Raw genomic sequence first — 22,746 nt, 5'->3', positions numbered from 1 at the left:
AGTGCCTCCTCGGGCATCGTTCGTCCCCGGTGATCGCCGCGCACGTGCCGCCGTCGTCGCGGATGCGGCGGAATCGCGACGCTGGCGACACGCCGGCGGCGATCAAGGCCGGTTCCGGCTGGGGCTGACATCCGCGGCCGCGGCACCAGCTCCCGGGTGTTGACGGATGGGCCTGATGTCGGCGCAGACCGATTTGCTACCGTTACGCCTGTTCCTGGGGAGGGGTGCCCGAGGGAGTGCTTCATGACCTCTGTCTCCAGAAGTCTCACCGGCGTCATGGCCGCCGTCGGCTTGGCCGCGGTCCTCGCCTCCTGTAAGCCGGCCTCGTTGCCGCCGTCCGGCGGTGGGAACCCGCGGCCGACGGCCACCGCGACCCCGGCCATCACCACCTCGCCGGCCGCGAGCCCATCCACCACGAGCTCGCCCACGACCGGGCCGACGGCGCCCACATCGTCACCCGCCGCCCCGCCGGCACCGGCGACGACGCCGCCGAGGACGGTCCCCACGACGCGGCCGCCGACGACGTCGGCCCCACGGCCGACGACGACGTCACCCGCCGCCCCGCCGCCACCCGCCACGGGGACGAAGGCCGACGAGGTCGTCCGGCTCACCAACGTCGAACGGTCCAAAGCCGGCTGCGGCCCGCTCGCCGTCGACGCCCGCCTCACCGCCGCCGCGCAGGGCCACTCCGCGGACATGGCGCAGAAAAACTACTTCAGCCACACGAGTCTTGATGGACGCTCGTTCGCGGACCGGATCCGCGCGACCGGCTTCCCGGGAACCTCCATCGGGGAGAACATCGCCGCCGGCGGGACGACAGCGGCGCAGACCGTCGAGATGTGGATGAACAGCGCGGGGCACCGCGCGAACATGCTCAACTGCTCCTACACCCACATCGGCGTCGGCTACGCCGAGGGCGGCTCCTACCGCTACTACTGGACGCAGGACTTCGGCCGCCTCTGACGCTCCACGCGCCGCCTCGAGGGCCGTCCGCGTTCACCGCCGCGGACGGCCCTCGAGGGATGGCACCGCCGGGTCAGGGCGCGAACGCCGTCAGGTCCAGCCGCCGCAGCCGGTCGGGGTCGGCGAACACGTCAATCTCGGTGATCCGTCCGCCGCGCACCGTGAAGCCGAGGATCGCGGTCGGCGTCATGCCAGTCGGGATGACCACGATTCCCGGGACTCCGTTCACCAGCGCCCGCCGCCCGAACGGAGCCATCGGCGCGAACGTCGACACCTCCGCGGCGACCGCCCGGGCGCCGCGGGCCTCGCCCGACGCGCCCAGCCGGGTGCCGGCGTCGGCGCGCAGCACGACGTCGGGGTCCAGCACGGCGAGCAGGCCGTCGAGGTCGCCGTCGCGCGCCGCGGCCTGGAACGCGTCGACGAGCTCCCGGTGCCGCGCGCGGTCGACGTCCGAGGTCACACCGGCGCCACGCACCCGGCGCCGGGCGCGGCTGGCGAGCTGCGTCGCGGCGGCCGGTGAGCGCCGGACGACCCTGCCGACCTCGTCGAACGGCACCCCGAACAGGTCGTGCAGCACGAACGCGATGCGCTCCGCGGGGGTCAGCGTGTCGAGCACCACCAGCAGCGCGAGCCCGATGGCATCGGCGAGCAGGACCTCCTGCTCGGGGTCGGTGGCGTCCTCGCGACTCACCAGGGGCTCGGGCAGGTGGACCCCGAACTGTTCCTCCCGTCGGGCCCGGCGCGCCCGGAGCATATCCAGGCAGATCCGCGCGACCACCGTCGTCAGCCAGCCGGGCAGGTTCACCACGTCCCCGCGGTCGGCACGGGTGAGCCGCAGCCACGCGTCCTGCACCGCGTCGTCCGCCTCGCTGAGGGAACCCAGCATGCGGTAGGCAACCGCCCGCAGGTGTGGCCGATGGGTCTCGAACTGTTCGGTGAGCGGGTCGCCGCCGCCGTCGGTCATGGTTCCCCCTCTGGATCCGTCATACCGATGACGAACCGCGATGGGCGGATCTGACGCGTCTGGAGCAACGATGAAACTAGCGATCTTCGCGGCCACGGGTGGCATCGGGCGGCATCTTCTCGAGCAGGCGACCGCGGCCGGTCACGAGGTGACCGCCGTCGTGCGCCGGCCGGACGCGCTGCCGCCGGTCCCGGCGCGGGTCGTCGCCGCCGACCTCGCGGCAGCCGACCCCACGGCGCTGGCGACCGCGCTCGCCGGCGCGGACGCGGTCCTGTCCGGCCTCGGCGCCCGAGGGAAGAAGGACGCCGGGGTCGCCTGGCGGGGCACGACGGCGATCGCCTCGGCGATGCGCGCGAGCGGCGTCCGGCGAATCGTCGTCGTCAGCGCGGCGCCGATCGGCCAGGTCCCCTCGCCGGGCCGGCCGCGCCCGCCCCGGCACGACGCCGGTGACGGTTTCTTCACCCGCTTCCTGCTCTCCCCCGGCATCAGGACCGTCCTGCGCGCGCACTACGCCGACCTCGCCCGGATGGAGGAGGTACTGCGCGACAGCGACCTGGACTGGACGGTCGTCCGGCCGCCGCGGCTGACCGACGGCCCGTTGACCACCACCTACCGCACGGCCCTCGACCGGAACCTGCGCGGCGGCGTCGCTGTCTCCCGCGCGGATGTGGCCCACTGCATGCTGCGCGCTCTCGACGAGCCCCAGACGGTCGAGCACACCGTCGGCGTCGCCAACTAGCCCAGCCGCGGCGCAGGTCTGCCCACCCGCGCTCATTCATGATCGTCGCGAACGTGTCGCCAGGGTCGCGATTTGACCGGATCCACGACTACGACAACACGTCACTGGTGATCTGCCAGTTGGATGCCGCCGGGCAAACGCTGCCGGGGGGCGGCGCCTGTCACAGGTAGCCACCGCAGCTGGGGACGCCGGGGATCGCCTCGTTCTGGCCGCCCTGGGCGACGGCGGTGGCCGGCAGGTACCCCCAGGCGTGGGTGTAGCCGAAGGCGTTGTCGCGGGCGGTGTCGCCCTGGGTGTAAAGCCACCAGGTGTTGGTGTTGCCCTGGATCGTCGGGTTGGCGCGGCCCTGGTACTGGCAGATCACCCATACCTGGTTGGCGGCGTCCATGTAGCCGGAGTCGTCGAGGGACCCGTCGCTGGTCCTGACGTTCGCGTAGACCGCCGAGCCGACGTAGGTCCGGCAGACGTAGCGGGTGGACCAGCTCCGGTTCCTGTAGTCGGTGGTCGTCACCGCCGACGACGCGCAGGACTCGCCGGCCGGCGGCGCCGGCGGGCTGGATTCCGGCGGCGCGGGTGGCGCCGGTGCGGGCGAGCCTCCGGGCACCGCTTCGGAGGAAGCCGCCGGCCCGCCCGCCGAGCTCTGGATCGCCCCTCCCGGATCCGCGCCCGGCGCGCCCGACGCCGCTGAACCAGACCCTGGGCCGGAGGCCCCGACGCCGGTCCGGGTCCCCGCGCCCGCCCCCGGCGGTCCTGTCACGTCGAGCGCCTCGGTGGCCGCCGCGAGTTCGTCCTTGCCGCTCAGGCCCGCCGCCTTGTCCGCGCGGTCGGTCACGCCGCGGCCGGGCGGCAGCTCGTCGCCGTCCCCGCCCGGCCGGGTCACCAGGACGGCGATCAGGACGGCGATCACCACGACCGCGACGACCGGGAGCAGCAGAACGAGTGACCGCCGCCGGGCAGGTCGGTCCGGCGAGCGGGCCGCCGACGGGCCCTCGGCCGACGTGGCCGACGTGGCCGACGTGGCTGGCTCTGGGCCGGCGGGCCCCGCCAGCGGGACGAGGCCATCGACGGTCGCGCCGCCGAATCCGTCGGTGCTCTCAGGGTGGTAGTTGTTGCCCTCAGGACGGTTGGCGCCGTCAGGATCGTCGGCGCCGCCAAGGCGGTCGGTGCTGTCAGGACCGCCGGCGCTGACAGGTGCGGCGCTGGCCGGCGCCGGCGCGTCGACGCGCGCCGTGGGGCCGCTCGGCTCCGGCCCGTCGATCGCGGCCAGCGAGGTCAGCCGCGCCGAGATCTCCTCCCAGCCCGGGCGCTGGCTGGGATCGGCGGCCAGCAGTGACCGAACCAGCGCGAGGCCATCCGGCGGCAGATCGGGACGGTCGAGCGGGGCGATCTCCCCGGCGAGAATGCGCGGCAGGATCTGCGTCGCCAGCTTCCCCGGAAACGGCGAGCTGCCCGCGAGCAGGACGAACAGGGTGGCGCCGAAGGCGAACAGGTCGGCTGGCGGGCTGGGCGGGTCGCCGGACAGCACCTCGGGCGCCGCGTAGCCGGGGGTATAGGCGGCCGACAGAGTGGCGGCATTCCCGGCGTCGAACACGCCGGCAATGCCGAAATCAGACAGGACCGGGTCGGCGGGGCCACGCAGCAGGATGTTGGCCGGCTTCAGGTCGCGGTGCACGATGCCGGCCTGGTGGGCGGTCGCGAGCGCGTCGGCGATCGGGAGCATCAGGTTCGCCACGGCCGCGACCGGCAACGGTCCCCGCGCCCGCAGGGAGTCGCCGAGCGAGCCCCCGGGGAAGTACTCCATCACGAGATACGGCCGGTTCTCCCGGGTGGTGCCGGCGTCGAACACGGTGATGATGTGCGGGTGCCCGGTCAGCCGGCCCGTCGCGCGGCACTCACGCAGGAATCGGCGCCGCGCGTCGTCGTCATGCAGATCGGCGTGCAGGACCTTGACCGCGACCTGCCGGTCGAAGACCTCCTGGTAGGCGCGGTAGACGGTGCTGAATCCACCACCCCCGACCCGCTCGAACGAGCTGTAGCCATCAATCACGGGGTAACTCCACACGGTGACCGGTTCTCACCCGTCACGCTATACCGGCCCAGTTCGGCCGATACCGGGCGGCCCGTCCGACGATCTCCACCCCGCGCTGACCGGCCGCCGCACCCGGAGACCCCAGGCCCGAGACGGTTCGGCGGACCCGACGCCCGACGCCCGTCGGTCAGCTGTCGTCCCCGTAATCGTGGTCGGGATGGTTCATGGTTCCGAGCCGCCAGTAGCCGCGGGTGGTCAGGGCGGCCGCCGGGACCTGCTTCTCCGTCAACAGGTGCCGGCGGATGCGACGCACGGCACCCGCCTCACAGGCGGCCCAGGCGCTGGTGCCGGCGGTGAAGGAGGAACCGGCCGCGGCCTCGACGAGTTCGGCGCCGTAGGCCGCGGCGTCTCGCCGCGGGTGCCAGGTGACCGAGGTCTGTGCCGGGCCTGGCAACGGAATCGCGTCGGCGGCGTCCGCGACCTCGAGATGCACCTCGGCCCGGGCCGTGGGCGGGAGCGCCTCCAGCAGGGTGGCGACCGCCGGAACGGCGCTCTCGTCGCCGGCGATCCACCAGCGCTCCGCTCTCGGGTCGAGCCGGAAGCGGCCGCCAGGCCCCGCGACGGCCACCCGGTCACCCGCTTTGGCCGCCTCGGCCCAGGACGCGGCGCGCCCGGGGCCGTGCAGGGCGAACTGCACCTCGAGCGTGCCGGTGGCCGGGTCGAAGCGGCGCGGGGTGTAGGTACGTATCACCGGCCGCGGCGCATCCGCCTGCCAGACGAGCCCTTCGGGCCCAGGAGTGGGCAGCACCAGGGCCTCGCCGGGCGGCGGGATGAACACCTTGATGTGCGAGGTGGGTGCGTCGACGGCGAACCCGGCGAGGGCGTCGCCACCGAGCGACACCGACACGAGCCACGGCGCCAGGCGCGCGACGGACACCACCTCGACCGGTCGCGGCGGCGGGCGCCGCCGGCCCGGCCCAGGCGGCCTTCCGGGCCCTGTGCCGCCTCCGCCCGGTCTGCTTCCTTGCTCTGCCATCGACGACCTCCATCGCTCAGCCGTCCGTTCCGCAACGGACGATACGCTCACGATATATCGCGAACATGGTTGCGAGAAGGGCTGGGTGATGTCCTGTGAGGAGCGGCTCAGAGGCGCCGCGGCAGTGCGATCAGCTCGCGCCCGAAGGTGTCCGCGGTGTGTTGACCGCCGCTACCGGTCCTGGTCCGTGGTCAGACGTCGGGATTCCGAGCCACCATGTTCCGGACCAGCACGTTCCGGACCAGCACCTTCCGAGACACGGCACTCACGGATTCACGATCGGGGGCTGGGTGCTCCACGGGAAGTTGATCCACCGGTCGGTGCGCCGCCAGACGTACTCGCACTTGACCAGCGACCGGGACTTCTCGTAGACCACGGCCGACCGCACATCGGCCACCTGGTCCTGGATGAAGTCCCGGACCAGTACGAGGGTCTTGCCACTGTCCGCCACGTCGTCGGCGATCAGTACCTTCTTCGCGGAGAAGTCGACCGTGCTCGGCACAGGCGGCAGCATCACCGGCATGTCCAGAGTGGCGCCGACGCCGTTGTAGAACTCGACGTTCATCACGTGCAGGTTCTTCACCGACAGCGCATAGCCGAGAGCACCCGCCACGAACAGGCCGCCGCGCGCGATCGCCAGGATCAGGTCCGGCCGGAACCCGTCGTCGGCGACCAGCTGGGCCAGCTCCCTCGATGCGACACCGAAGGTCCGCCAGTCCAGAACCTCACGCTCGTCCGTCACGCGAATGAACGGTACAGAACAGACCTCGACACCCAGGGCCGCCTGCCCGGGCGTACGGATTCCACACGCCATCCACCCGAACACAGCCACATCGCCCAACCACCTCTGAACGGCCACGACGCTCGTCGGGCGCCATTCATGGCCCCGCGGCGCCCGCTCATGGGGCCCCGCTCGTGGCCCGGGGCGCCGCTCGTGGCGTTCAGGTCCTGGCGGCGGCGGCGAACGCCTCGATCTCGGCCGGGATATCGGGGCCGGACGGTGTGTAGACCACCTCGGTGACCCCCGCGGCGCCCGCCTCGCGCGTCCGGGCCCGGATCGAGGCGGCCTCGCCGGTCCAGCCGGTGCCCAGGATGGCCGGGCCGGCGGCGGCGATGCCGGCACGATCGGCCTCGGTGAGGGTGACGACGTGGCCCTCGTGCACCGCGAGGTGGCGCTGGCCGGCCGGTCGGCTGGCCTCCATCTCGGCCCGCCACTCGGGACCGCCGGGGAGGCTGTCGAGGACGTGTGGGTAGAGCTCCCAGACGCCGTGGAAGCTGGTCGCGAACCACGGCCCGACGGCCTCGACGAGCCGAGGGCTGGTGTGGTCCTCGCCGGGGCGCAGGACGGTTCCGTGCGCGAGCAGCGCCCGCGACTTCCAGTCGGTCAGCGGCGTGTTGGGAACGACCGGGAAGATGACGCCATCGACGTCGAGGTCCCGCGCGGTCGCGAACCCCTTGGGTCCCATCGGCGCGGCCCACAGTGGTGTGGCAAGCGGGCGGGACGGTCCCCAGCCCGGCCGGTGCAGCATCTGCGCCTGCGCCCCGTCGATCTCGACGGCCTCGCCGGCGAGCAGGGCGCGCACCTGGCGGACGTAGCGCGCCAGGTCCGCCCACCTCATCGCGGGGCGGCCCAGCGCCACCCTGGCCGTGAAGCCAGTGCCGAACGCGCAGGTGAGGCGGCCGGGGGCGAGCTCCTCGACCGTGCCGACAGCGGCCGCGGTGACCATCGGATGACGCAGGCTGGGCACGGCCACCCCGGTCCCGAGCCCGATGCTTTCGGTCGCCTCGGCGACCCGGCCGAGCGCCATCCACAGGTCGCCGTACAGCGCGGGCGAATCGAACAGCCACAGCCGGTGGTAGCCCAGCCGCTCGGCCAGCCTGGCGTACTCGACCACCCGGACGTTGGGCGGAAGCCCGAGCGACAGAACCGGCTCCGCCTCCGCCGCCTCCGCCGCCTCTGCCGGCTCCGCAGGCTCGGTTGGCTCCTCGCCGCGCGTCGGTACCTGGGACATCGAGGTCGCCACCTTCCAGCGCGCCAGCCGGTCGGTTCCGAAGTCTGGCACACCGGATCTGACGGCGCGTCAGATCCGCCTGCCGGGCGCCGCCCCGCCGACGTTCGCCCGCCAGCACGCGACCGGTAGATCACCACCGTGTCGTCATGGTTGGCGATCATGGATGGTCGCCGCGGCAGGCGGCGCGCCGTCAACGGCGGGCGGCGTAGATCCGGCGGACGACGTCCTCGATGTCGGGCTCCTCGACGGTGAAGTCGAGGACCTCGACCCGTTCGGCGACGGCCGCGAACACGCGGGCGGCGGTGGTGGCCTCCGCGTCGAAGGAGAGCCGCTGGCGCAGGCCGTGCGCCTCGCTGGACAGGTGACGGGCCGCGGGAATCCCGGTCAGGTCCGGGGACGGCCCGACGAGGTCGACGACGAGCACCCGCTCGGCGCCGGTGGCCCGCCCCAGGCCGACCAGGTCGCCGTCGTAGGCGAGACGGCCGTGGTCGATGATCAGAACCCGGTCGCACAGGCGCTGGACGTCGCCCATGTCGTGCGTGGTCAGCAGCAGCGTCGTGCCGTGGGTACGGCGCTCGGCGATGAGGAACTCCCGCAGCCGCTGCTTGGACAGGACATCGAGGCCGATCGTCGGCTCGTCGAGGATCACCAGCCGCGGGGCGTGCAGCAGCGCGGCCGCGACCTCGGCGCGCATCCGCTGGCCCAGGGACAGCTGACGGACCGGGGTGGTGAGGAAGTCGGCCATCTCCAGCCGGTCGACCAGCTCGGCGGTCCGGGCGCGCTCGGTGGCGGCGGGCAGCGCGTGGATGGCGGCCAGGATCCGGAAGGACTCACGGACGGGCAGGTCCCACCACAGCTGGGAGCGCTGCCCGAACACGACCCCGACCTGCCGGGCGAGCCGCCGCCGGTCCTTGACGGGGCGCAGACCGCAGGTGGTCACCGTGCCGCTGGTGGGCACGAGGATGCCGGTCAGCATCTTGATCGTGGTGGACTTGCCGGCGCCGTTCGCGCCGATGTAGCCGACCGCCTCGCCGGGCTCGACGCGTACGGTCAGGTCGTCGACGGCGGTCAGCCGCCGCCGGCGCCGCCCGTCGCGGACGGTGAACTCCCGGGTCAGCCCACGGGTCTCGACGATCGCGCTCATCCGCCCGTTCTCCCGTCGGTCATCTCCCTCGCCCTCTCTCATCCGCCGCCGCCGCGGTAGTGCCGGACGCCCCAGTGCCAGCACAGCAGTGCCATAGCCCACGCCCAGAGCGCGGCGAGCGGCCCGCACCAGCCGAGCCACGTCGGCAGCCACGCGGGCGCCGGCAGGTCGAGCAGCCGCAGCGTCGGAAGGAAGCCGGCGAAGGCCATCGGGAAGAAGAACCCGAACACCGCCTTGAGGGGGCGCGACCACACCGACGCCGGCTGGGTGGCGGCATAGCGCCCGCCGTAGACGAAGGCGTTGGTCATCTCCGCGCCGTCGATGAGGAAGAACTGCAGGGCACCCGCCCAGACGAACATCGCCGCGAACGTCGCGCAGCCGCTGGCCAGGGCGACCACCAGCAGTGCCACGGCGCCCACTCCCCAGGCGATGTCGTTGACGGCCAGACCGGCGATGAGCGCCACCAGGCCAACGGACGCGCGCGCCAGCCGCCGCAGGGTGATGTCGCTGGTGGCGAGTTGCAGCAGCAACGGCTGCGGCCGCAGGTAGAACACGTCGAGGGTGCCGGCGCGCAGATAGGTGGGCAGGTTGTCGCAGTGCCCGACGGCGAGGTCGGCGAGCGAGAAGGCCAGGTCGGCAAGGCCGAACACCAGCAGGATCTGGTGGAACTCCAGCCCGCCGAGGCGGGTGACGGCGTGGAACAGCACCCAGACCTCGGCCAGCTCGACAAGGGCGGCGAGAAATGAGCTGACCAGGTCGAGGGCGAAGTTCGCCCGGTAGGAGGCCTGGGACCTGGCCCGGGACGCGAGCACCGCCCGGTAGGGCCGCAGCCGGACCCGTAGGGCGAGCTCGTCAGTGACCCCAGGACGAGGGCCGCCGGACCTGCGAAGAAAGATCATTTTCGCAGGTCCTTTGGCCTTTCAGCCACCCTGCACCTCCAGATGACGGCGGCCGGCGCGGGTCAGCGCCTGGCCGAGCCCGCCGACGGCGGCCAGCCACGCGAGCTGCACCGCGAGCAGGGTGAGTGCGCCGGCCGGGCCGACGCGCCCCGCGAGGATGTCGATCGGGTACATCATCATCGACGGGAACGGCGTCGCCTGGGCGGTGAGCTCCAGCCAGCGCGGAAACAGCTGGATGGGGACGAACAGCCCGGCCAGGAAGCCCGAGACCACCATGTAGCAGATCTGCGGGCCGCGAGTCTCCACCAGCCAGAAACCGGCGACCCCGACAAGGTAGGCGGCCGCGACGGAGATCACGATCCCGAGCAGCAGGCTCAGCGCGCTGAGCGGGTACGCCGCGGGCGAGGCGGGCAGCGCCATCCCGACGAACCCGCCGATCGCGAGCATGGGGATCCCGCGCGGGATCAGCGCGAACAGCGCCCCACCGACCGCGGTTGTGACCTCGGCGGCCTGCACGTCCAGCGGGCGCAGGAAGTCGACCGCGACCTGGCCATCCTTGATCCGTTCGGCGATGTCGGTCCGGCCGGAGAGGTTGATCGAGCCGAGCAGCGCCTGGGAGAGCCAGATATAGGTGCTCATCCGCCCGAGGTCGTACCCGGCGACGTCGCCGCCCGCCGCGCGCACCGTCGCGAAGAGCACCGCCACCTTGAGCAGCCCGAACGTCGTGTTCGCGACGAGCCCGCCCAACGCCGCCAGCCGGTAGGTGGACTGGCGGCGAAACCCCGCCCCCAGCAGGCGCCAGTACACCCGGGTCATCGCGCGCATCGGAGGGCAAACGGTACACGGCCCGCCGTAACCATTCCGCGACCCGGCGCGACTCGGCAAGCCGACGAGCCCGCTCAGGAGAGCGGGTCAGGACGGAGAGGCCGCCGTCCCGCACCGGCTAGAGGGCCAAAGGGTGTGCGAAAATGATCTTCCTTCGCACACCCGGCGGCCGTTGTCCCCAGGATCACTAAAGGGCGGCGGCGATCGTGCGGAGCGCGTCGACCGTCTTGTCCGGGGTGCAGCTGTCGAGGCTCAGCTGGTTCATGGCGATCGTGTACCGGTCCACGTCCTCGCGCTTGTCCAGGTAGACGGCGCCGGACAGCCGCTCCAGGTAGACGACGTCCGTCATGTCGGCGTCGGGGAAGCGCAGGATGCTGAAGTCCCCGCCGTCGGCCGCGTGGCTGCCGACGGTGAACGGCACCACCTGCAGGGTCAGCTGCGCGTGGTCCGTCAGCTCGAGAAGATGCTCGATCTGCGCCCGCGCGATCTTTGGGCCGCCGATGGGCCGGCGCAGCGCGGCCTCGTCGATCACCGCCCACACGCGGGGGGCGTCCGGCCGGGTCAGCAGCTTCTGCCGGTTCATCCGGACGTCGACCCGTCCGTCGATGACCTCCCGGGACGCCCCCCTGTTGCCGCCGGCGATGACCGCACGCGCGTAGCCCTCGGTCTGAAGCAGGCCGGGAACGAACTGGAGCTCGTAGGTCCGGATTAGCGAGGCCGACTCCTCCAGGCCGATATAGGGCTGGAACCAGGTGGGGAGGACGTCGGAGTAGGGCTGCCACCAGCCCCGTTCGTTGGCCGCGTGAACCAGTGCCAGCACCTGCGCGCGATCGTCCTCGCCGGTCACGCCGTACAGCGTGAGCAGGTCCTCGACGTCACGTTTCTTGAAACTGACCCGGCCCAGCTCCAGCCGGCTCATCTTCGACTCGGAAGCGCGGATGTGGTAGCCGGCCTCCTCTCGGCCGATCCCCACGCTCTCCCGGAGCCGCCGCAGCTGGGAGCCGAGCAGGATGCGACGCACGGTCGGCCCGCCACCCCCCGGAACAGCCACGACTGGTTCCCTCGATTCACTCGCTTGAAAGTCGGATGTCAGCTTATCGGGGCGCAGCCGTTCCGCGTTGCCGCCGGCCCCACCAGAAGTACCGGAAGTGGTGAGACGTTAACAGCATAGCCGGCCGCGTCCGGCAAGAGCCTTGCCCGATCGCGCGAACATACTGGTCCGGCCGGGACAAGAAATAGACGACGTGTTTTCGACACGGTTTCGTTGCGCAACTTCACCGCTCACACCATGAATACTCTGCGTGTAGCCACAACCAGCGGAGCGTGAGTATGAACCAGGCCGCGCGCGCACGTGCTGGAAGTCCCGTCACGCGGCCCCTGCCGGCCACGCACCGTCGACCGCCCGGGCGCTGTCGGACATGGACGTGGCGCTCCACGTATCTGTACAGTCGCCTTCCGGGCACATGCGGTCCATCCGGACCCGACCTGTCGGTACGTCCTCCCAGCGCAGGAGCCGTTCATGTGCACCGACAAGCCGACGGCGGCCGAAGCCGACCCTGGCTACGGCCCGCACATCCCGCACGGCGCCAGGATCTGGAATTACCGGGTGGGCGGGACGGATAATTTCCCGGCAGACCGGGAGGTCGCCGAGGCCGAAGCTACGTCGTCATCAATGACAGCGTGCACGGGGACGCGGACAAGGCCGCGGACGCCATCGCCGAGGGCGGATATGAATACACCGTCCGCTACTACGAGGAAATAGCGCGGTTCTTCGACGGCACGGAGCTCGCGGAGCCGGGCCTGGTTCCGAACACCCTGTGGCGGCCGAACGCCCCGGGCGCCGAGCCGCTGCCTTCCCACTGCGGGGTGGGCGCAAGCTCTAGGCGTCCGCGAGCGAGTCGCTGACCAGGCAGTGCCGGCCGCGGGGGCCAGCACTGCCTGGTCAGGCGGAGACGAGTTCGAAAAGCCGCTTCGCCACGTCGACGGGTGTGGGCATGGCGTGCATCTCCGCCTGGACCTCCCGGGCACGCGTGCGCAGCTGCTCGTCCCCCACCAGCGCGTCCAGGACGCTGGCCGGCAGGTCGGGGTCGGCCGACAGGTCGAGCGCCATGCCCACGCCGCGCTTCACCACCAGGTCGGCGGTGTGCTGGTGGTCGAACAGGTGCGGGATGACCAGCTGCGGGATACCGACGTCGAGCGCGCCCATGCAGGTACCGGCACCGCCGTGATGGATGACCGCCGCGCAGGTGGGCAGCAGCTGGGTCAGCGGCGTGTAGCCGATGGCTCGCACGTTGTCCGGGAGCTTCCCGAGAACGCCCGGGTCCAAAGCGCCCAGCGCCAGCACGAACTCGGCGTCGACGCTGCCTGCTCGGTCGAGGATCCGCCCGACCAGGCCGTTCCCGCCGGATCGCGACAGCTCGGGGATCAGATTGCCGAGCGTCACGGCGATCCGCGGACGGGCTGGCGGTTCGGCCAGCCAGTCGGGCACCGTGGCGCCGCCGTTGTAAGGGATGTAACGCATGGACCAGCCCTGCGGCTCCTCCGCCAGCATGCTGGGCGGCGCGACGTCGATCGCGTACCGGTCGGCCGGCAGGTCCACCCCGTGCCGGTCGAACACCTCGCCGCCGAGGGTGCGCAGCAGACCGTCAATGCCCGCGGTGCGCAGGAAACCGAAACCATGCTCGACGGCGGGGACGCGCAGTTTCGCGGCGGCGGCCAGCGCGCCGACCGTCATCGGCCCATAGACGATCACGTCGGGCCGCCACCGCTCGGCGAGCGCGACGAAGCCGTGCATCATCTCGAAAAGCTCGGCGATGTCCGCCTCGGGCAGCATCTGGCTGACGCGCGGCAGGAAGCCGGCGTACGAGGGGGCCTCGGCCAGCTCGTCCCGCATGGACGCCGGCGGGGGCGTGGCGGGCTCCGGCCGAGCCGGCGGCGTTTCGGTGAGCCCCTGGTGAGTGGTCGGCCCCGGGTGGGCGGCCGGGTCCGGCTGGGCGAGCGGGTCCGCCGGCGGACCGTCGTTCGGACCGGTCAGCGCGGCCAGGTCGAAGGCCCGGAGGAAGTCGGCGATGCCGCGGCCGGGCAGGAGATCGGCAACCGGAAGACCGGCTCCGGCGACCTTGACCACGTCTCCGCCGCTCGCCACCAGAACGTCGGCGCCAGCAGCCCGCAACGCCCAGCACAACGGCACCGCCGGAAGGGCGTGACTCAGCTCGGGAAGTGTCGCCACCAGCACTCGCATCGTTACCTACCGTCTATCCCGGTTCGCGTCGCTACGCCACCGACCCTATGAGGAGCCCCGCGCCGGCCCGCGTGGGCCTCCGGGCAGCGGTCCGGTCCCAGTCCGACCCGGTTCCGCCGGTCCGCATTCCCGGCCGGCGATCTTCGGCGCTCCCGAAGCCGCCGCGGTGGCCAGCCGCGAACCGCCCCGCTGACCATGGAAGAATGGGCGCGCTTGACCGTTTTGTGGTGTTCGCGCCGAAGGGGGCTCACCCCCCGGGGCCTGGGGTCGGCCGGATGCACAGCCAGTTCGTCACCAAGGTGAGGAGAGGCTATGCAGGAGAACGACGGGTCCGGCACCTGCCCGGAGCTCGCCGCGGACGGCACCCAGGAAGACCGCACCCAGGAAATGGCGGCGGACGGACGCATCCGGCCCGCGGCGGCGCGCGGGCCGCGCACGCGGCCTCGCCGGCGCTGGTCGAGGCATGGTGGCGGGGCCCGGCTGGGGCTGAGCGCCGTCATCGCCGCGACCGCCATCGCAGTCGCGGGATGCCTGCCCAGCGCCGGGACACCCGGTGCGTCGGGCCCGGGTACGACGATCGCCCCCGGCGGTCCGGGAACCGTGCCGACGGCGTCCGGCGCCTCGCGGCCCCCGACCGCGTCGGCTCCGGCGGCCACGGGCTCATCGTCGCCGTCCGGGCCCGCCTCGTCCTCGTCGTCCCCGACCGCATCGGTGAGACCGACCACCGCGGCGCCGAGCTCGTCCGCCGCCCCGCCACCCCCGCCCCCCGCCGCGGGCTCGGGCAAGAGGGGCATCAGCATCTGGGACTTCGGTGGCCTGCAGAAGGCGCTGAACGATGTGGGAGTGACCTGGTACTACAACTGGGCGGCGACTCCGCGAAGCGCGACGGCACCGCCCGGAGCCCAGTTCGTGCCCATGATCTGGGGCGCGGGGTCGGTCAACGCGGCAACCCTCGGGCAGGCCTCCGCCCAGGGTGACACCCTGCTGGGCTTCAACGAGCCGGACCTGGGCGGCCAGGCGAACATGACGGTCGACGCGGCGCTGAACCTCTGGCCGCAGCTGCAGGCGACCGGCAAGCGGCTCGGCAGCCCGGCCGTGGCCTACGGCGGGGCCGACCAGGGCGGCTGGCTGGACCGGTTCATGACCGGGGCGAAGCAGCGCGGCTACCGGGTCGACTTCATCACGCTGCACTGGTATGGCGGGGACTTCAACACGTCCCGCGCGGTCGACCAGCTAAGGACATATCTGCAGGCCGTCTACAACCGATACCGCCTGCCGATCTGGCTGACCGAGTACGCGTTGATGGATTTCTCCACTGGCACCGCCAAAGCACCCTCGACACAGCAGCAGGCGGATTTCGTGACCGCCTCGACCACGATGCTGGAAAGTCTTCCGTTCCTGAGCCGGTATGCCTGGTTCGCCCTCCCGGCGACGCCGGGCAGCCTCACCGGCCTGTACGACGAACAGGGCAACCCGAACGCGGCCGGGCTCGCCTACCGCCGGGCCGGTTCCACCGGGTAGCCCAAGCGAGCGGCCCACACCACACGTCACTCCCCGCGCTCCGCCGGGTCGCGGGGACCCACCCGGCCACGGTCGCGATGAGTTCCGGCGCCCAGCGGGGTCGAACGGTTATGGAAGCGACCAACCTTGCCACCCTGTACGACCTGCCCGCGCTCGACTGGTCCGGGATCACGGCCCGGCTCGACGCGGGCCTGAGCCAGGCCCCGGGCACGGGCGGCCCGGACCGCCACACCTCCTGGCTGGTGACGATCAACCCGGACGGAAGTCCGCACGCCACCGGCATCGGCGCCCTGTGGGTCGACGGCTGCTTCTGGTTCGAGACCGGCCGGGACACCCGCAAGGGGCGCAACCTCGCTCGCGACCCGCGTTGCGCGCTCAGCGTGGCCGCTCGGGAGTTCGATCTCACCGTGGAGGGCGAGGCCGATCTGGTCACCGACCCGGGCACGGTCGCCGACCTCGCGGCGCGCTGGGCCGCGAATGGCTGGCCGGCCCGGGTCGACGACACGGGCCTGGCGCTCACGGCCGAGTTCAGCGCGCCCTCGGCCGGGTCGCCCCCCTGGCACGTGTACCGCCTGCGGCCGCGCGCGGCGACCGCGCTGGCCACCGTCGATCCCGGAGGCGCGACGCGGTGGCGGTTCTAGCCACACCGCCGCGGGAACGCCGTCGCCCGCGTCGTCACCGCCCGGGCGAGCGGGCTGCGAGATCGACACCGAGATCAGGCCAACCGCCAGGAGCGTCACCGCCGGGACGTTGCGTGGTCCGCGGAAGGCCGCGAGCAGGATGACCAGCACCATCTCCAGGGCCAGCATGACGACATGTCGGTTCTTCCATCACCGAAGCCGCGCACGGGCTTCGGCGAGCAGGTCGCACTGCCGGCGCCAGTCGCCGCCCGCGAATCCCATGACGAGGTGCCGTGCGCCAGCGGCGTGATAAGCCGCCAGGCGCTCGGCCGCCTCGTCCGGGCTGCCCGTGATCGGGATCGTCGTCGCCCGGTCGGGCGGGATCTCGTAGGCCTGGCTCAGCCTGGCGGCGATCTCGTCCCGGGTCGGGAGCCCGGCGCCGTTGCCGAGCGCGCCGGTCGCACCGACGGCGATCGTGGGCACTCGCCGACCCAGCTCGACGCAGAGCTCGCCGAGACGGCCGGCGCCGGACAGGACGTCGGCGGCCGGCACGACGGAGGGAAACCATCCGTCCCCCAGCCGGGCGGCGCGGCGGATCGCGGCCGCGGAGGCGTTGCCGACCCAGAAGGGCGGTCGCGTGACCGCGGCGTCGAGGGCCACCTCGGGCTGCCCCTGCTCGTCCACGAGCTGAACGGGCCCGCCGGCCAGCAGCCTCGGCAGGAGTTCCAGCGCCGTGTCCGTGCGCCGGCCACGCTGCTCGTAGGGCACCCCGGCCGCGGCCCACTGGTCGGGGCCGCCGCCCGAGCCGACGCCGAGGACCAGCCGACCCTGTGAAAGGTGCTGCAGGCTGGCGATCTGCTTCGCGGCCCAGGCGATCGGCCGGATCGCCGGGATGAGGACCGAGGCGCCGACCCGGACCCGCTCGGTGGCCGTCGCCGCCGCGGCGAGCGCGATCGCGCAGTCCAGCGTGGCCACGCCGACCGCGAGGTGGTCGCCATGCCACACACCGTCCAGCCCGGCGCCCTCGGCGTACCGCGCTGCGGCGGGGATCCGCAGGGCCTCCCGCTGCTGGACGGCGACCGACGGAAGGATGACGCCGATTTCCAGATCGATCACGGACGTTCCTTTCCTGTGTCTCGGGTCAGCCGACGAGCAGGACGACCTTGCCGCGTCCATGGCCGGTCTCGACGTCGCGGTGCGCGTCGGCCGCGCGTTCCAGGGGGAAGGTGCGCCGGACCTCGGCGTCGATCGGTCCGGGACCGTCCTCGACGGCCAGCCCGACGCTGGCCCGGGCCCAGCAGCGCCGGCCGCCGATGGCCGCCGGGTCACCCCGCGGCACGATCGCCGCCGTCAGACGGTGTCGAGCGTGACCTCCACGTTGCCCTTGATCGCGTTCGAGTAGGGGCACACCTGGTGTGCCTTGTGGACGAGCGCCGCCGTGGTCTCACGGTCGAGGTTGGGCGCGTGCACGACGATCTCGACGGCCAGGCCGAAGCCGCCCTGCGACAGAGCTCCGATGGACACGCTGGTGGAGACCTCGGAGCCGGTCAGGTCGGCCGATTCCGCGTTGCCGACGAGCTTGAGGGCCGAGTGGAAGCAGGCCGCGTAGCCCGCGGCGAACAGCTGTTCGGGGTTGGTCGCGCCACCGGGGCCGCCCATCTCCTTGGGGATCCGGACGTCAAGCGCAAGTAGTCCGTCGTCACTCTCGGTGTGGCCGTTGCGGCCGTCGCCCGATGCGGTGGCCGTGGCGGTGTAAAGGGCGTCCATCAGGTCCAGCTCCTCTCCAGATCTATCGTTTGCGATAATATTGCGCGCAATCTAACCGCGCAAGAGGAACCTGCTACCGTTTGACCATGGCGGGTCGCCTACCCCAGCTCGAACTCACGAACCAGCTCTGCTTCGCGCTGTACAGCGCCAGCCGCGCCTCGATCCGCGCCTACGGCCCGCTCCTCGCCGAGCTCGGGCTCACCTACCCGCAGTACCTGACGATGCTCGTGCTCTGGGAAGCGCCCGAGCCACTCACAGTCGGTGACATCGGGGCGCGGCTACACCTCGACAGCGGCACCCTCACCCCACTGCTCAAGCGGCTGGAAGACCTCGGTCTGGCCGACCGGACCCGCGATCCGGCGGACGAACGCCGCGTCCTCATCACCCTGACCGAGGCGGGACAGGCGATGCGCGCGAAGGCCGCCGGCATACCCGAGCGCATCTTCCCGCGGTATGGCATCGACGTGGCGACCGCTCAGCGGCTCATCCGGGAGCTGACGGAGATCACCGACTCGCTGACGCACCCAGGTAGGACAGGACGCCGCAGGTGAGGCTCGGCCCACGATCGCCAGACAGATATGCCGGCCGCCGTCATGGACCTTCTTGTCCGTGGGACGTGGTCGTCACGGACGCCACTCCGGCCGGCGGGTCGAAGTAGAACACTTCTTCTCGGGTGATCGCACCGTCGGCGACCGTGTAAAGGCACATCTTCGCCGCCGTATTCCGGCGTCCGGTCGGTAGGTGGGTCTCATCGAAGGAGAATTGGACAGCGAACCTTTCACCATCGAGGAACGGCCCATCGACCTCGACGCCATGGATTCGCAGGTCATGGTTGAGCCGTTCGCTGTTCGCCATGATCTCGGCGAGCCCGCGTAGTTCCCGGCGCTCACCGCCGGTTTCCAACGGCGCGGCCCGCACCACATCAGGGGACATCAGCCGCAGGGCGACGTCCATCCGTCCTTGCCGAAACGCCGAAACATAGCTCTCGGCGATATCCGTCATCGATGTCGGCCGCAGGTCGTCCACGTGGTCGCTCGCCCACTGCTCGAAGGTGCGGGCCGGCGCCCCGGTGATCTCCTCGACCGCCCCGGTCACCGGTTCGGGCGTGTCGACCAGGGAGGCCCAGTAGCTCAGCGCCGCGTCCGCGAAGTCCTCGTCAGCCCAGGTCAGCATCGAGGCGCGAGCCTCGTCGGGGGTGATCTCCTCGACTCGCGCAGGCTGGCCGGCGACCTCGCCGAGAACGCGCACCTGCTCCGCCTGGGTGATGGCCGCGGGACCGGTGACCAGATACGCGGCCCCCTCATGCCCTTCCTCGGTCAGCGCCCGCACGGCTACCTCGGCGACGTCCTTTTCGTGGATCAGCGACCTGGCCGCGCGTGGATACGGGACGCGGACGGGCTCGCCGGCACGGACGGCCCCGGCCCAGGCGAGGGTGTTGGTGGCCAGCCCGCTGGCCCGCAGGAACGTCCAGTCGAGGTTGGTACGCCGGATGGCGGCCTCGATCTGGCCCCAGACCCCGTTCTCCGCCGGCGCGCGGTCGTCGCGCACGTTGGCCGCCGAGACGTAGACGACGCGGCGGGCGTGGCGGGCGATGGCGTCGACGACCGCGGGCGCGCCATCCGCCGTCAGGAACGGCCACGGCAGAAAGACCCCGTCCACGTCGGCGAGCGCATGTTCGAGGGTGGCCGGGGCGGTCAGGTCACCGACAACGGTTTCGACGCCGGCCGGAAACCGGCCCGCGGCCGGAGACCTGGACATCGCTGCGACGGCGGCACCGCGGGCATGGAGTCCGGCCACGACGTGGCGGCCGATGTTGCCGGTGGCGCCGATAACGAGGATCTTGTTGGAGTCCGTCATGGCACCAGGCTCGAACCTCAACCAAACTTCAAGTCAAGCGCCGGCCTCCGCCGGCGCAGGACCGCGACCGGACGCCGCGGTCGTCGGCACGCCGCCGCCGTAGGTTGGCCGAAGGTGTCGTTCGCAGCGCCATCGCGGTCCGCAGGCCTTCGTCGGTGGAGTCGGGCGGCAGTCGGATATCCAGGATCACGACGTCGGGACGGCTGCTCGCGACCGCGGCAGAAACCTTCTCCGATTCGCGGGCAAACCAGCCGCCTCGACCTGCTGATCCCGCCGCGAGGCGGCGCGGGAGCACGCCAGCCTCGACATGTCACGCCCGGTCTCGGCTCCGTCGTGAATGCGGCCGGGTCATGGTTGGTCATCGGCGCGTTCATGCCCGCCTTCGACGACCGCCGCCAGGCGAGACAGCATCCCGCGCCAGCCAAGCGCGGTCTGCTCCGCTTCCTCAGGCGCTACGCCGTCGTCCAGGAGCTTCACCCGGCAGCCGCCGGCCGTCGCGCTGACGGTGAAGTCATGGGCTCGGCCACTCGTTCCCGAGGCGGCGCCGAAACGGAAACGCCACGGCGGTGACCATTCGACGATCGGCATCGTGCCGGAGGCGCCCGGCGCGAACGTCAGGGTCACCGACCCCGCCGCTCCGGGCTCCACACTCGCCGCCACGAACCACGCGGAAAGCCCGGGGCCGGTGGCGATCCATTCCCAGACCTCGTCCGGCGACGCGGACACCTCCACGGACTCCTCGATACCGACCATGGACGTCAGGGCCCTCCTCGGTGTGCCGCGTTGGCGTGAACCCGCCGGGGCCGACCGTATATCGGCGCCGCCCCGCACGGAGATTCGCCCTCGGATGAAGGCAACATGGCGCCTGGAAGGCCGGCGCGACGCGGCGACGGTGTCAGGTGGCGGCCACCAGGATGTCCTCTCCGCTTGACGGGCGGAGGCCGTCGGACCGGTCGGCGAAATAACGCTCGGCGAGCATGGACCCCGCAACATGCTGGGCTTTCTTGAAACCGGCCTCGCGGGCCAGTGCCAGCATGCCGTCCGGGGCATAGAAGCTCATGAACGGTGTTCCGGATCCTTGCGCGCCTTTTTTCGACGCCTCGAGTCCGGGGCGATCGGCCTCGTCGACGAGGTCGATGGCAGCAGGAACGTCATGGCGAGGGTCGAACCGGGGGCGAGCGCGGCGATCTGGCGCAGGGTCGCCGCGGTGGCCTGCCTGGTGAGGTACATGGTGACGCCGGTGGAGACGACGACCGCCGGCCGGCCGGGATCGAAGCCGGCGACCGACAGCTGCCTGAGCCAGTCCCCGTCCACCTCGAAGTCGACCGGCACCAGCCGCAGCCAGTCGGGGATGCCGTAGCCCGGCCGGTCGGCGGCGTTAGGCGCGAGCGGGCTGGTCGTCCAGCTCTGGAGCCAGGACGGCGGCGAGCAGGCCGGGGAATCGCGCCTCGAGATCTTCGTGGCGGATCGTGACGACTCGGCGGCGCCCCTCCACGGTGGTCGAGGTGAGGCCCGCCTCGCGCAGCACCCGGTAGTGGTGGGAGATCGTCGGCGCGCCGACCTCGATCCCGTCGGCGACGACGGCACAGTCGTGCGCGCCCGGTCGCGCGTACATCGCCCGCATCAGCGTGAGCCGAACCGGATCGGCCAACGCCGCCAGGATCGTGATCAGGTCGAGCGAGTCACGGCTTGGCTGCGGAAGCTGTCGAGGCACGGTCGGCCGCCCCGTTCAGCTGCTCGGTCGGCCGATGCGCCGACCCAAATACTTTGACACCCGTCGAACGTTACCCCTAGCCTCACGTTGTGACGATTCGACAAGCATCGAATGAAAGTGCCGTCGCGCCCGCCGACGGGCTGCGTGGCTGGCAGCTCGGCGTGCTGGCGGCCGGCACCTTCGTACTGGGCGTCGACGGGTTCGTGCTGAGCGGCCTGCTCCCTGGGATCGCCACCGACCTGTCCGTGAGCGTGTCCACGGCGGGCCAGCTCACCACGATCTTCTCGATCACCTACGCGCTGGGGTCGCCGATCATCGCGACCCTCACGGGACGCTGGGACCGGCGCGTCCTGCTCGGTGGCGGGCTCGCGCTGTTCCTGCTCGGCATGGCGGGCCAGGCGCTCGCCACCTCGTTCGCCGTCATGGCCGCCGGCCGGGTCGTCGCGGCCGTCGGCGCCGCCGCCTTCCAGTCCAACGCCTACGTCATGGCCGGCCTGCTGGCCAGCGAGCAGCGCCGTGGCCGCGCGCTGGCCGCCGTCACCGCGGGGACCTCGCTGTCGACGGTGCTGGGAGTCCCGTTCGGCGTCCTGATCGGGCAGTGGTGGGGATGGCGGGTGGTGCTCTGGACGATCGCGGCGCTCGCGGCGCTTACCGCGGTCGCCGTGCCGAGACTGCCGAGGGCGCATGTCCCGCCGACGTCGATGCGCACTCGGCTGGGTGTGCTGACGCGGCCCGCGGTGCTCGCGGTCCTGGCCGCGACGGTCGCCGTGGTCGCACCGGCGTTCGTGCTGATCTCCTACCTTCCCGCGGTGCTCGGCGGGTCCGGCACGGGTGGCCGGCTGGTGATCGTCCTGCTGGCGTCCGGGCTGGGCGCCGTCCTCGGCAACCGGCTGGTGGGAAACCTGGTCGACAGTCGCGGCGCGCTGCCGGTGCTGCTGGTCGGCGTCGGCGGGGTCGCCGTGTTCGACGGCCTGCTGGTGCCGGCGCATTCCTGGTACGTCCCGGCGCTGGCCCTTGTCTTCGCCGTCGGGGCCTTCGGCGGACTGACCATCACGCCGCAGCAGCACAGGCTGTTCGTCGTCGCCCCGGATGTCGCCACCGTCGCGCTCGGCCTCAACGGGTCCGCGATCTACCTCGGCGCGGCCCTCGGCGCGGCCCTCGGTGGCGTGACCCTCGATGTGGCCGGCGCCTCGGCGATACCGGCCGCGGCGGCCCTGCTCGCCGCGGTGGCATTCCTGCTCGTCGCCGCCACCGCCCCGGAGCGGCGGGCGCGAGCCGCCCAGGGCCTCGGGGCGGAGCCGGCCGGACCGACCGTGGCCGCGCGCCCGGCCAGGCTTCCGTAAAACCGGCCAGGCGGCCGTGAAACCGAACAGGCGTCCGTGAAACGGTCGGACGTCCGTGAAACCGTGCTGAGG

Annotated in this window: 26 protein-coding genes; 8 read left to right on the top strand and 18 right to left on the bottom strand. The window is 72.1% G+C overall.

Annotated elements, in window-relative coordinates; all coding sequences use genetic code 11:
• Positions 1–243: 243 nt before the first annotated feature.
• Positions 244–963, top strand: coding sequence for a CAP domain-containing protein (locus tag BCD48_RS16965; protein WP_071049368.1), 720 nt, complete (start codon positions 244–246; stop codon positions 961–963).
• A 73-nt stretch (positions 964–1,036) separates the two neighbouring features.
• Here BCD48_RS16965 and sigJ read toward each other — a convergent pair whose 3' ends face one another.
• Entirely contained in the window at positions 1,037–1,927 is an 891-nt protein-coding gene (sigJ, locus tag BCD48_RS16960; RefSeq protein WP_071049367.1) for an RNA polymerase sigma factor SigJ, read from the bottom strand.
• Positions 1,928–1,997: 70 nt separating this feature from the next.
• Between sigJ and BCD48_RS16955 the strand changes: the two genes are divergently transcribed.
• Positions 1,998–2,666: an NAD(P)-dependent oxidoreductase gene (locus BCD48_RS16955; protein ID WP_071049366.1), complete on the top strand. Its 669-nt coding sequence runs from the start codon at positions 1,998–2,000 to the stop codon at positions 2,664–2,666.
• Positions 2,667–2,826: 160 nt separating this feature from the next.
• Here BCD48_RS16955 and BCD48_RS53740 read toward each other — a convergent pair whose 3' ends face one another.
• The 8 genes from BCD48_RS53740 to BCD48_RS16915 all read right to left on the bottom strand — a co-directional run bounded on the left by BCD48_RS53740 (position 2,827) and on the right by BCD48_RS16915 (position 11,662).
• Positions 2,827–4,713, bottom strand: a complete 1,887-nt coding sequence (locus BCD48_RS53740) for a serine/threonine-protein kinase (RefSeq protein ID WP_071049365.1) — start codon at positions 4,711–4,713, stop codon at positions 2,827–2,829.
• Between the two features lie 169 nt (positions 4,714–4,882).
• On the bottom strand, positions 4,883–5,632 hold the full coding sequence (locus BCD48_RS16945; protein ID WP_241841788.1) for a siderophore-interacting protein: 750 nt from the start codon (positions 5,630–5,632) through the stop codon (positions 4,883–4,885).
• Between the two features lie 364 nt (positions 5,633–5,996).
• Positions 5,997–6,473 carry a phosphoribosyltransferase gene (locus BCD48_RS16940; RefSeq protein WP_071049363.1) on the bottom strand — a complete coding sequence of 159 codons (477 nt, stop codon included), beginning with the start codon at positions 6,471–6,473 and terminating at the stop codon, positions 5,997–5,999.
• Between the two features lie 199 nt (positions 6,474–6,672).
• Complete coding sequence (locus tag BCD48_RS16935) at positions 6,673–7,743, bottom strand: LLM class flavin-dependent oxidoreductase (RefSeq protein ID WP_241841787.1); 1,071 nt, start codon at positions 7,741–7,743, stop codon at positions 6,673–6,675.
• 190 nt (positions 7,744–7,933) lie between these two features.
• Positions 7,934–8,887 carry an ABC transporter ATP-binding protein gene (locus BCD48_RS16930; RefSeq protein WP_071049362.1) on the bottom strand — a complete coding sequence of 318 codons (954 nt, stop codon included), beginning with the start codon at positions 8,885–8,887 and terminating at the stop codon, positions 7,934–7,936.
• A 38-nt stretch (positions 8,888–8,925) separates the two neighbouring features.
• Positions 8,926–9,786 (bottom strand): ABC transporter permease, encoded by an 861-nt coding sequence (locus tag BCD48_RS16925; protein WP_071049361.1) that lies wholly within the window; start codon positions 9,784–9,786, stop codon positions 8,926–8,928.
• 21 nt (positions 9,787–9,807) lie between these two features.
• Positions 9,808–10,611 (bottom strand): ABC transporter permease, encoded by an 804-nt coding sequence (locus tag BCD48_RS16920; RefSeq protein WP_071049360.1) that lies wholly within the window; start codon positions 10,609–10,611, stop codon positions 9,808–9,810.
• 187 nt (positions 10,612–10,798) lie between these two features.
• Positions 10,799–11,662: a Sco1979 family transcriptional regulator gene (locus BCD48_RS16915; RefSeq protein WP_071049359.1), complete on the bottom strand. Its 864-nt coding sequence runs from the start codon at positions 11,660–11,662 to the stop codon at positions 10,799–10,801.
• 468 nt (positions 11,663–12,130) lie between these two features.
• On the opposite strand from BCD48_RS16915, the gene BCD48_RS53735 reads away from it, so the two are divergent.
• Positions 12,131–12,373 (top strand): SAM-dependent methyltransferase, encoded by a 243-nt coding sequence (locus BCD48_RS53735; RefSeq protein ID WP_241841786.1) that lies wholly within the window; start codon positions 12,131–12,133, stop codon positions 12,371–12,373.
• Positions 12,292–12,516 (top strand): SAM-dependent methyltransferase, encoded by a 225-nt coding sequence (locus tag BCD48_RS53730; protein ID WP_071049358.1) that lies wholly within the window; start codon positions 12,292–12,294, stop codon positions 12,514–12,516. The genes BCD48_RS53735 and BCD48_RS53730 overlap by 82 nt, the downstream gene beginning before the upstream one ends.
• A 37-nt stretch (positions 12,517–12,553) precedes the next feature.
• Here BCD48_RS53730 and BCD48_RS16905 read toward each other — a convergent pair whose 3' ends face one another.
• A complete protein-coding gene (locus tag BCD48_RS16905; RefSeq protein ID WP_071049357.1) occupies positions 12,554–13,852 on the bottom strand; it encodes a nucleotide disphospho-sugar-binding domain-containing protein in 1,299 nt (432 codons plus the stop codon).
• A gap of 312 nt (positions 13,853–14,164) precedes the next feature.
• Here BCD48_RS16905 and BCD48_RS16900 point away from each other — a divergent pair, with 312 nt between their 5' ends.
• Together BCD48_RS16900 and BCD48_RS16895 are read left to right on the top strand one after the other, a co-directional pair.
• Entirely contained in the window at positions 14,165–15,373 is a 1,209-nt protein-coding gene (locus BCD48_RS16900) for a glycoside hydrolase family protein (protein ID WP_083418760.1), read from the top strand.
• A gap of 110 nt (positions 15,374–15,483) precedes the next feature.
• Positions 15,484–16,014, top strand: coding sequence for a pyridoxamine 5'-phosphate oxidase family protein (locus BCD48_RS16895; protein ID WP_071049356.1), 531 nt, complete (start codon positions 15,484–15,486; stop codon positions 16,012–16,014).
• A gap of 189 nt (positions 16,015–16,203) precedes the next feature.
• Here BCD48_RS16895 and BCD48_RS16890 read toward each other — a convergent pair whose 3' ends face one another.
• Genes BCD48_RS16890 through BCD48_RS16880 form a run of 3 tightly spaced genes read right to left on the bottom strand, consistent with a single transcriptional unit; the run spans position 16,204 to position 17,760 of the window.
• A complete protein-coding gene (locus BCD48_RS16890; protein ID WP_198543278.1) occupies positions 16,204–17,109 on the bottom strand; it encodes an LLM class flavin-dependent oxidoreductase in 906 nt (301 codons plus the stop codon).
• Between the two features lie 25 nt (positions 17,110–17,134).
• Positions 17,135–17,332 (bottom strand): zinc-binding dehydrogenase, encoded by a 198-nt coding sequence (locus tag BCD48_RS56685; protein WP_071049355.1) that lies wholly within the window; start codon positions 17,330–17,332, stop codon positions 17,135–17,137.
• A gap of 11 nt (positions 17,333–17,343) precedes the next feature.
• Positions 17,344–17,760 (bottom strand): organic hydroperoxide resistance protein, encoded by a 417-nt coding sequence (locus BCD48_RS16880; RefSeq protein WP_071049354.1) that lies wholly within the window; start codon positions 17,758–17,760, stop codon positions 17,344–17,346.
• A gap of 86 nt (positions 17,761–17,846) precedes the next feature.
• Between BCD48_RS16880 and BCD48_RS16875 the strand changes: the two genes are divergently transcribed.
• The gene (locus BCD48_RS16875) at positions 17,847–18,311 is read left to right on the top strand and encodes a MarR family winged helix-turn-helix transcriptional regulator (RefSeq protein ID WP_071049353.1); all 465 of its coding nucleotides are present in this window, start codon (positions 17,847–17,849) and stop codon (positions 18,309–18,311) included.
• A 40-nt stretch (positions 18,312–18,351) separates the two neighbouring features.
• Here the strand turns inward: BCD48_RS16875 and BCD48_RS16870 are convergent, their stop codons facing one another.
• From BCD48_RS16870 to BCD48_RS16855, 5 genes are all read right to left on the bottom strand, one after another.
• Positions 18,352–19,617, bottom strand: a complete 1,266-nt coding sequence (locus tag BCD48_RS16870) for an NAD(P)H-binding protein (protein WP_071049352.1) — start codon at positions 19,615–19,617, stop codon at positions 18,352–18,354.
• 348 nt (positions 19,618–19,965) lie between these two features.
• The gene (locus BCD48_RS51330; RefSeq protein WP_071049351.1) at positions 19,966–20,370 is read right to left on the bottom strand and encodes an SRPBCC family protein; all 405 of its coding nucleotides are present in this window, start codon (positions 20,368–20,370) and stop codon (positions 19,966–19,968) included.
• 142 nt (positions 20,371–20,512) lie between these two features.
• Complete coding sequence (locus BCD48_RS56680; RefSeq protein WP_312622627.1) at positions 20,513–20,677, bottom strand: hypothetical protein; 165 nt, start codon at positions 20,675–20,677, stop codon at positions 20,513–20,515.
• A complete protein-coding gene (locus tag BCD48_RS56675; RefSeq protein ID WP_312622626.1) occupies positions 20,674–20,949 on the bottom strand; it encodes a class I SAM-dependent methyltransferase in 276 nt (91 codons plus the stop codon). The genes BCD48_RS56680 and BCD48_RS56675 overlap by 4 nt, the downstream gene beginning before the upstream one ends.
• A gap of 46 nt (positions 20,950–20,995) precedes the next feature.
• Entirely contained in the window at positions 20,996–21,331 is a 336-nt protein-coding gene (locus BCD48_RS16855) for an ArsR/SmtB family transcription factor (protein ID WP_071049350.1), read from the bottom strand.
• Positions 21,332–21,420: 89 nt separating this feature from the next.
• Between BCD48_RS16855 and BCD48_RS16850 the strand changes: the two genes are divergently transcribed.
• A complete protein-coding gene (locus tag BCD48_RS16850; RefSeq protein WP_083418757.1) occupies positions 21,421–22,674 on the top strand; it encodes an MFS transporter in 1,254 nt (417 codons plus the stop codon).
• The last annotated feature ends 72 nt before the right edge of the window (positions 22,675–22,746 follow it).

The organism is Pseudofrankia coriaricola (assembly GCF_001854805.1).
GTDB lineage: Bacteria > Actinomycetota > Actinomycetes > Frankiales > Frankiaceae > Pseudofrankia.
Note: the sequence above shows the minus strand (reverse complement) of the source record. Positions and strands in the feature narration are given on the sequence as shown.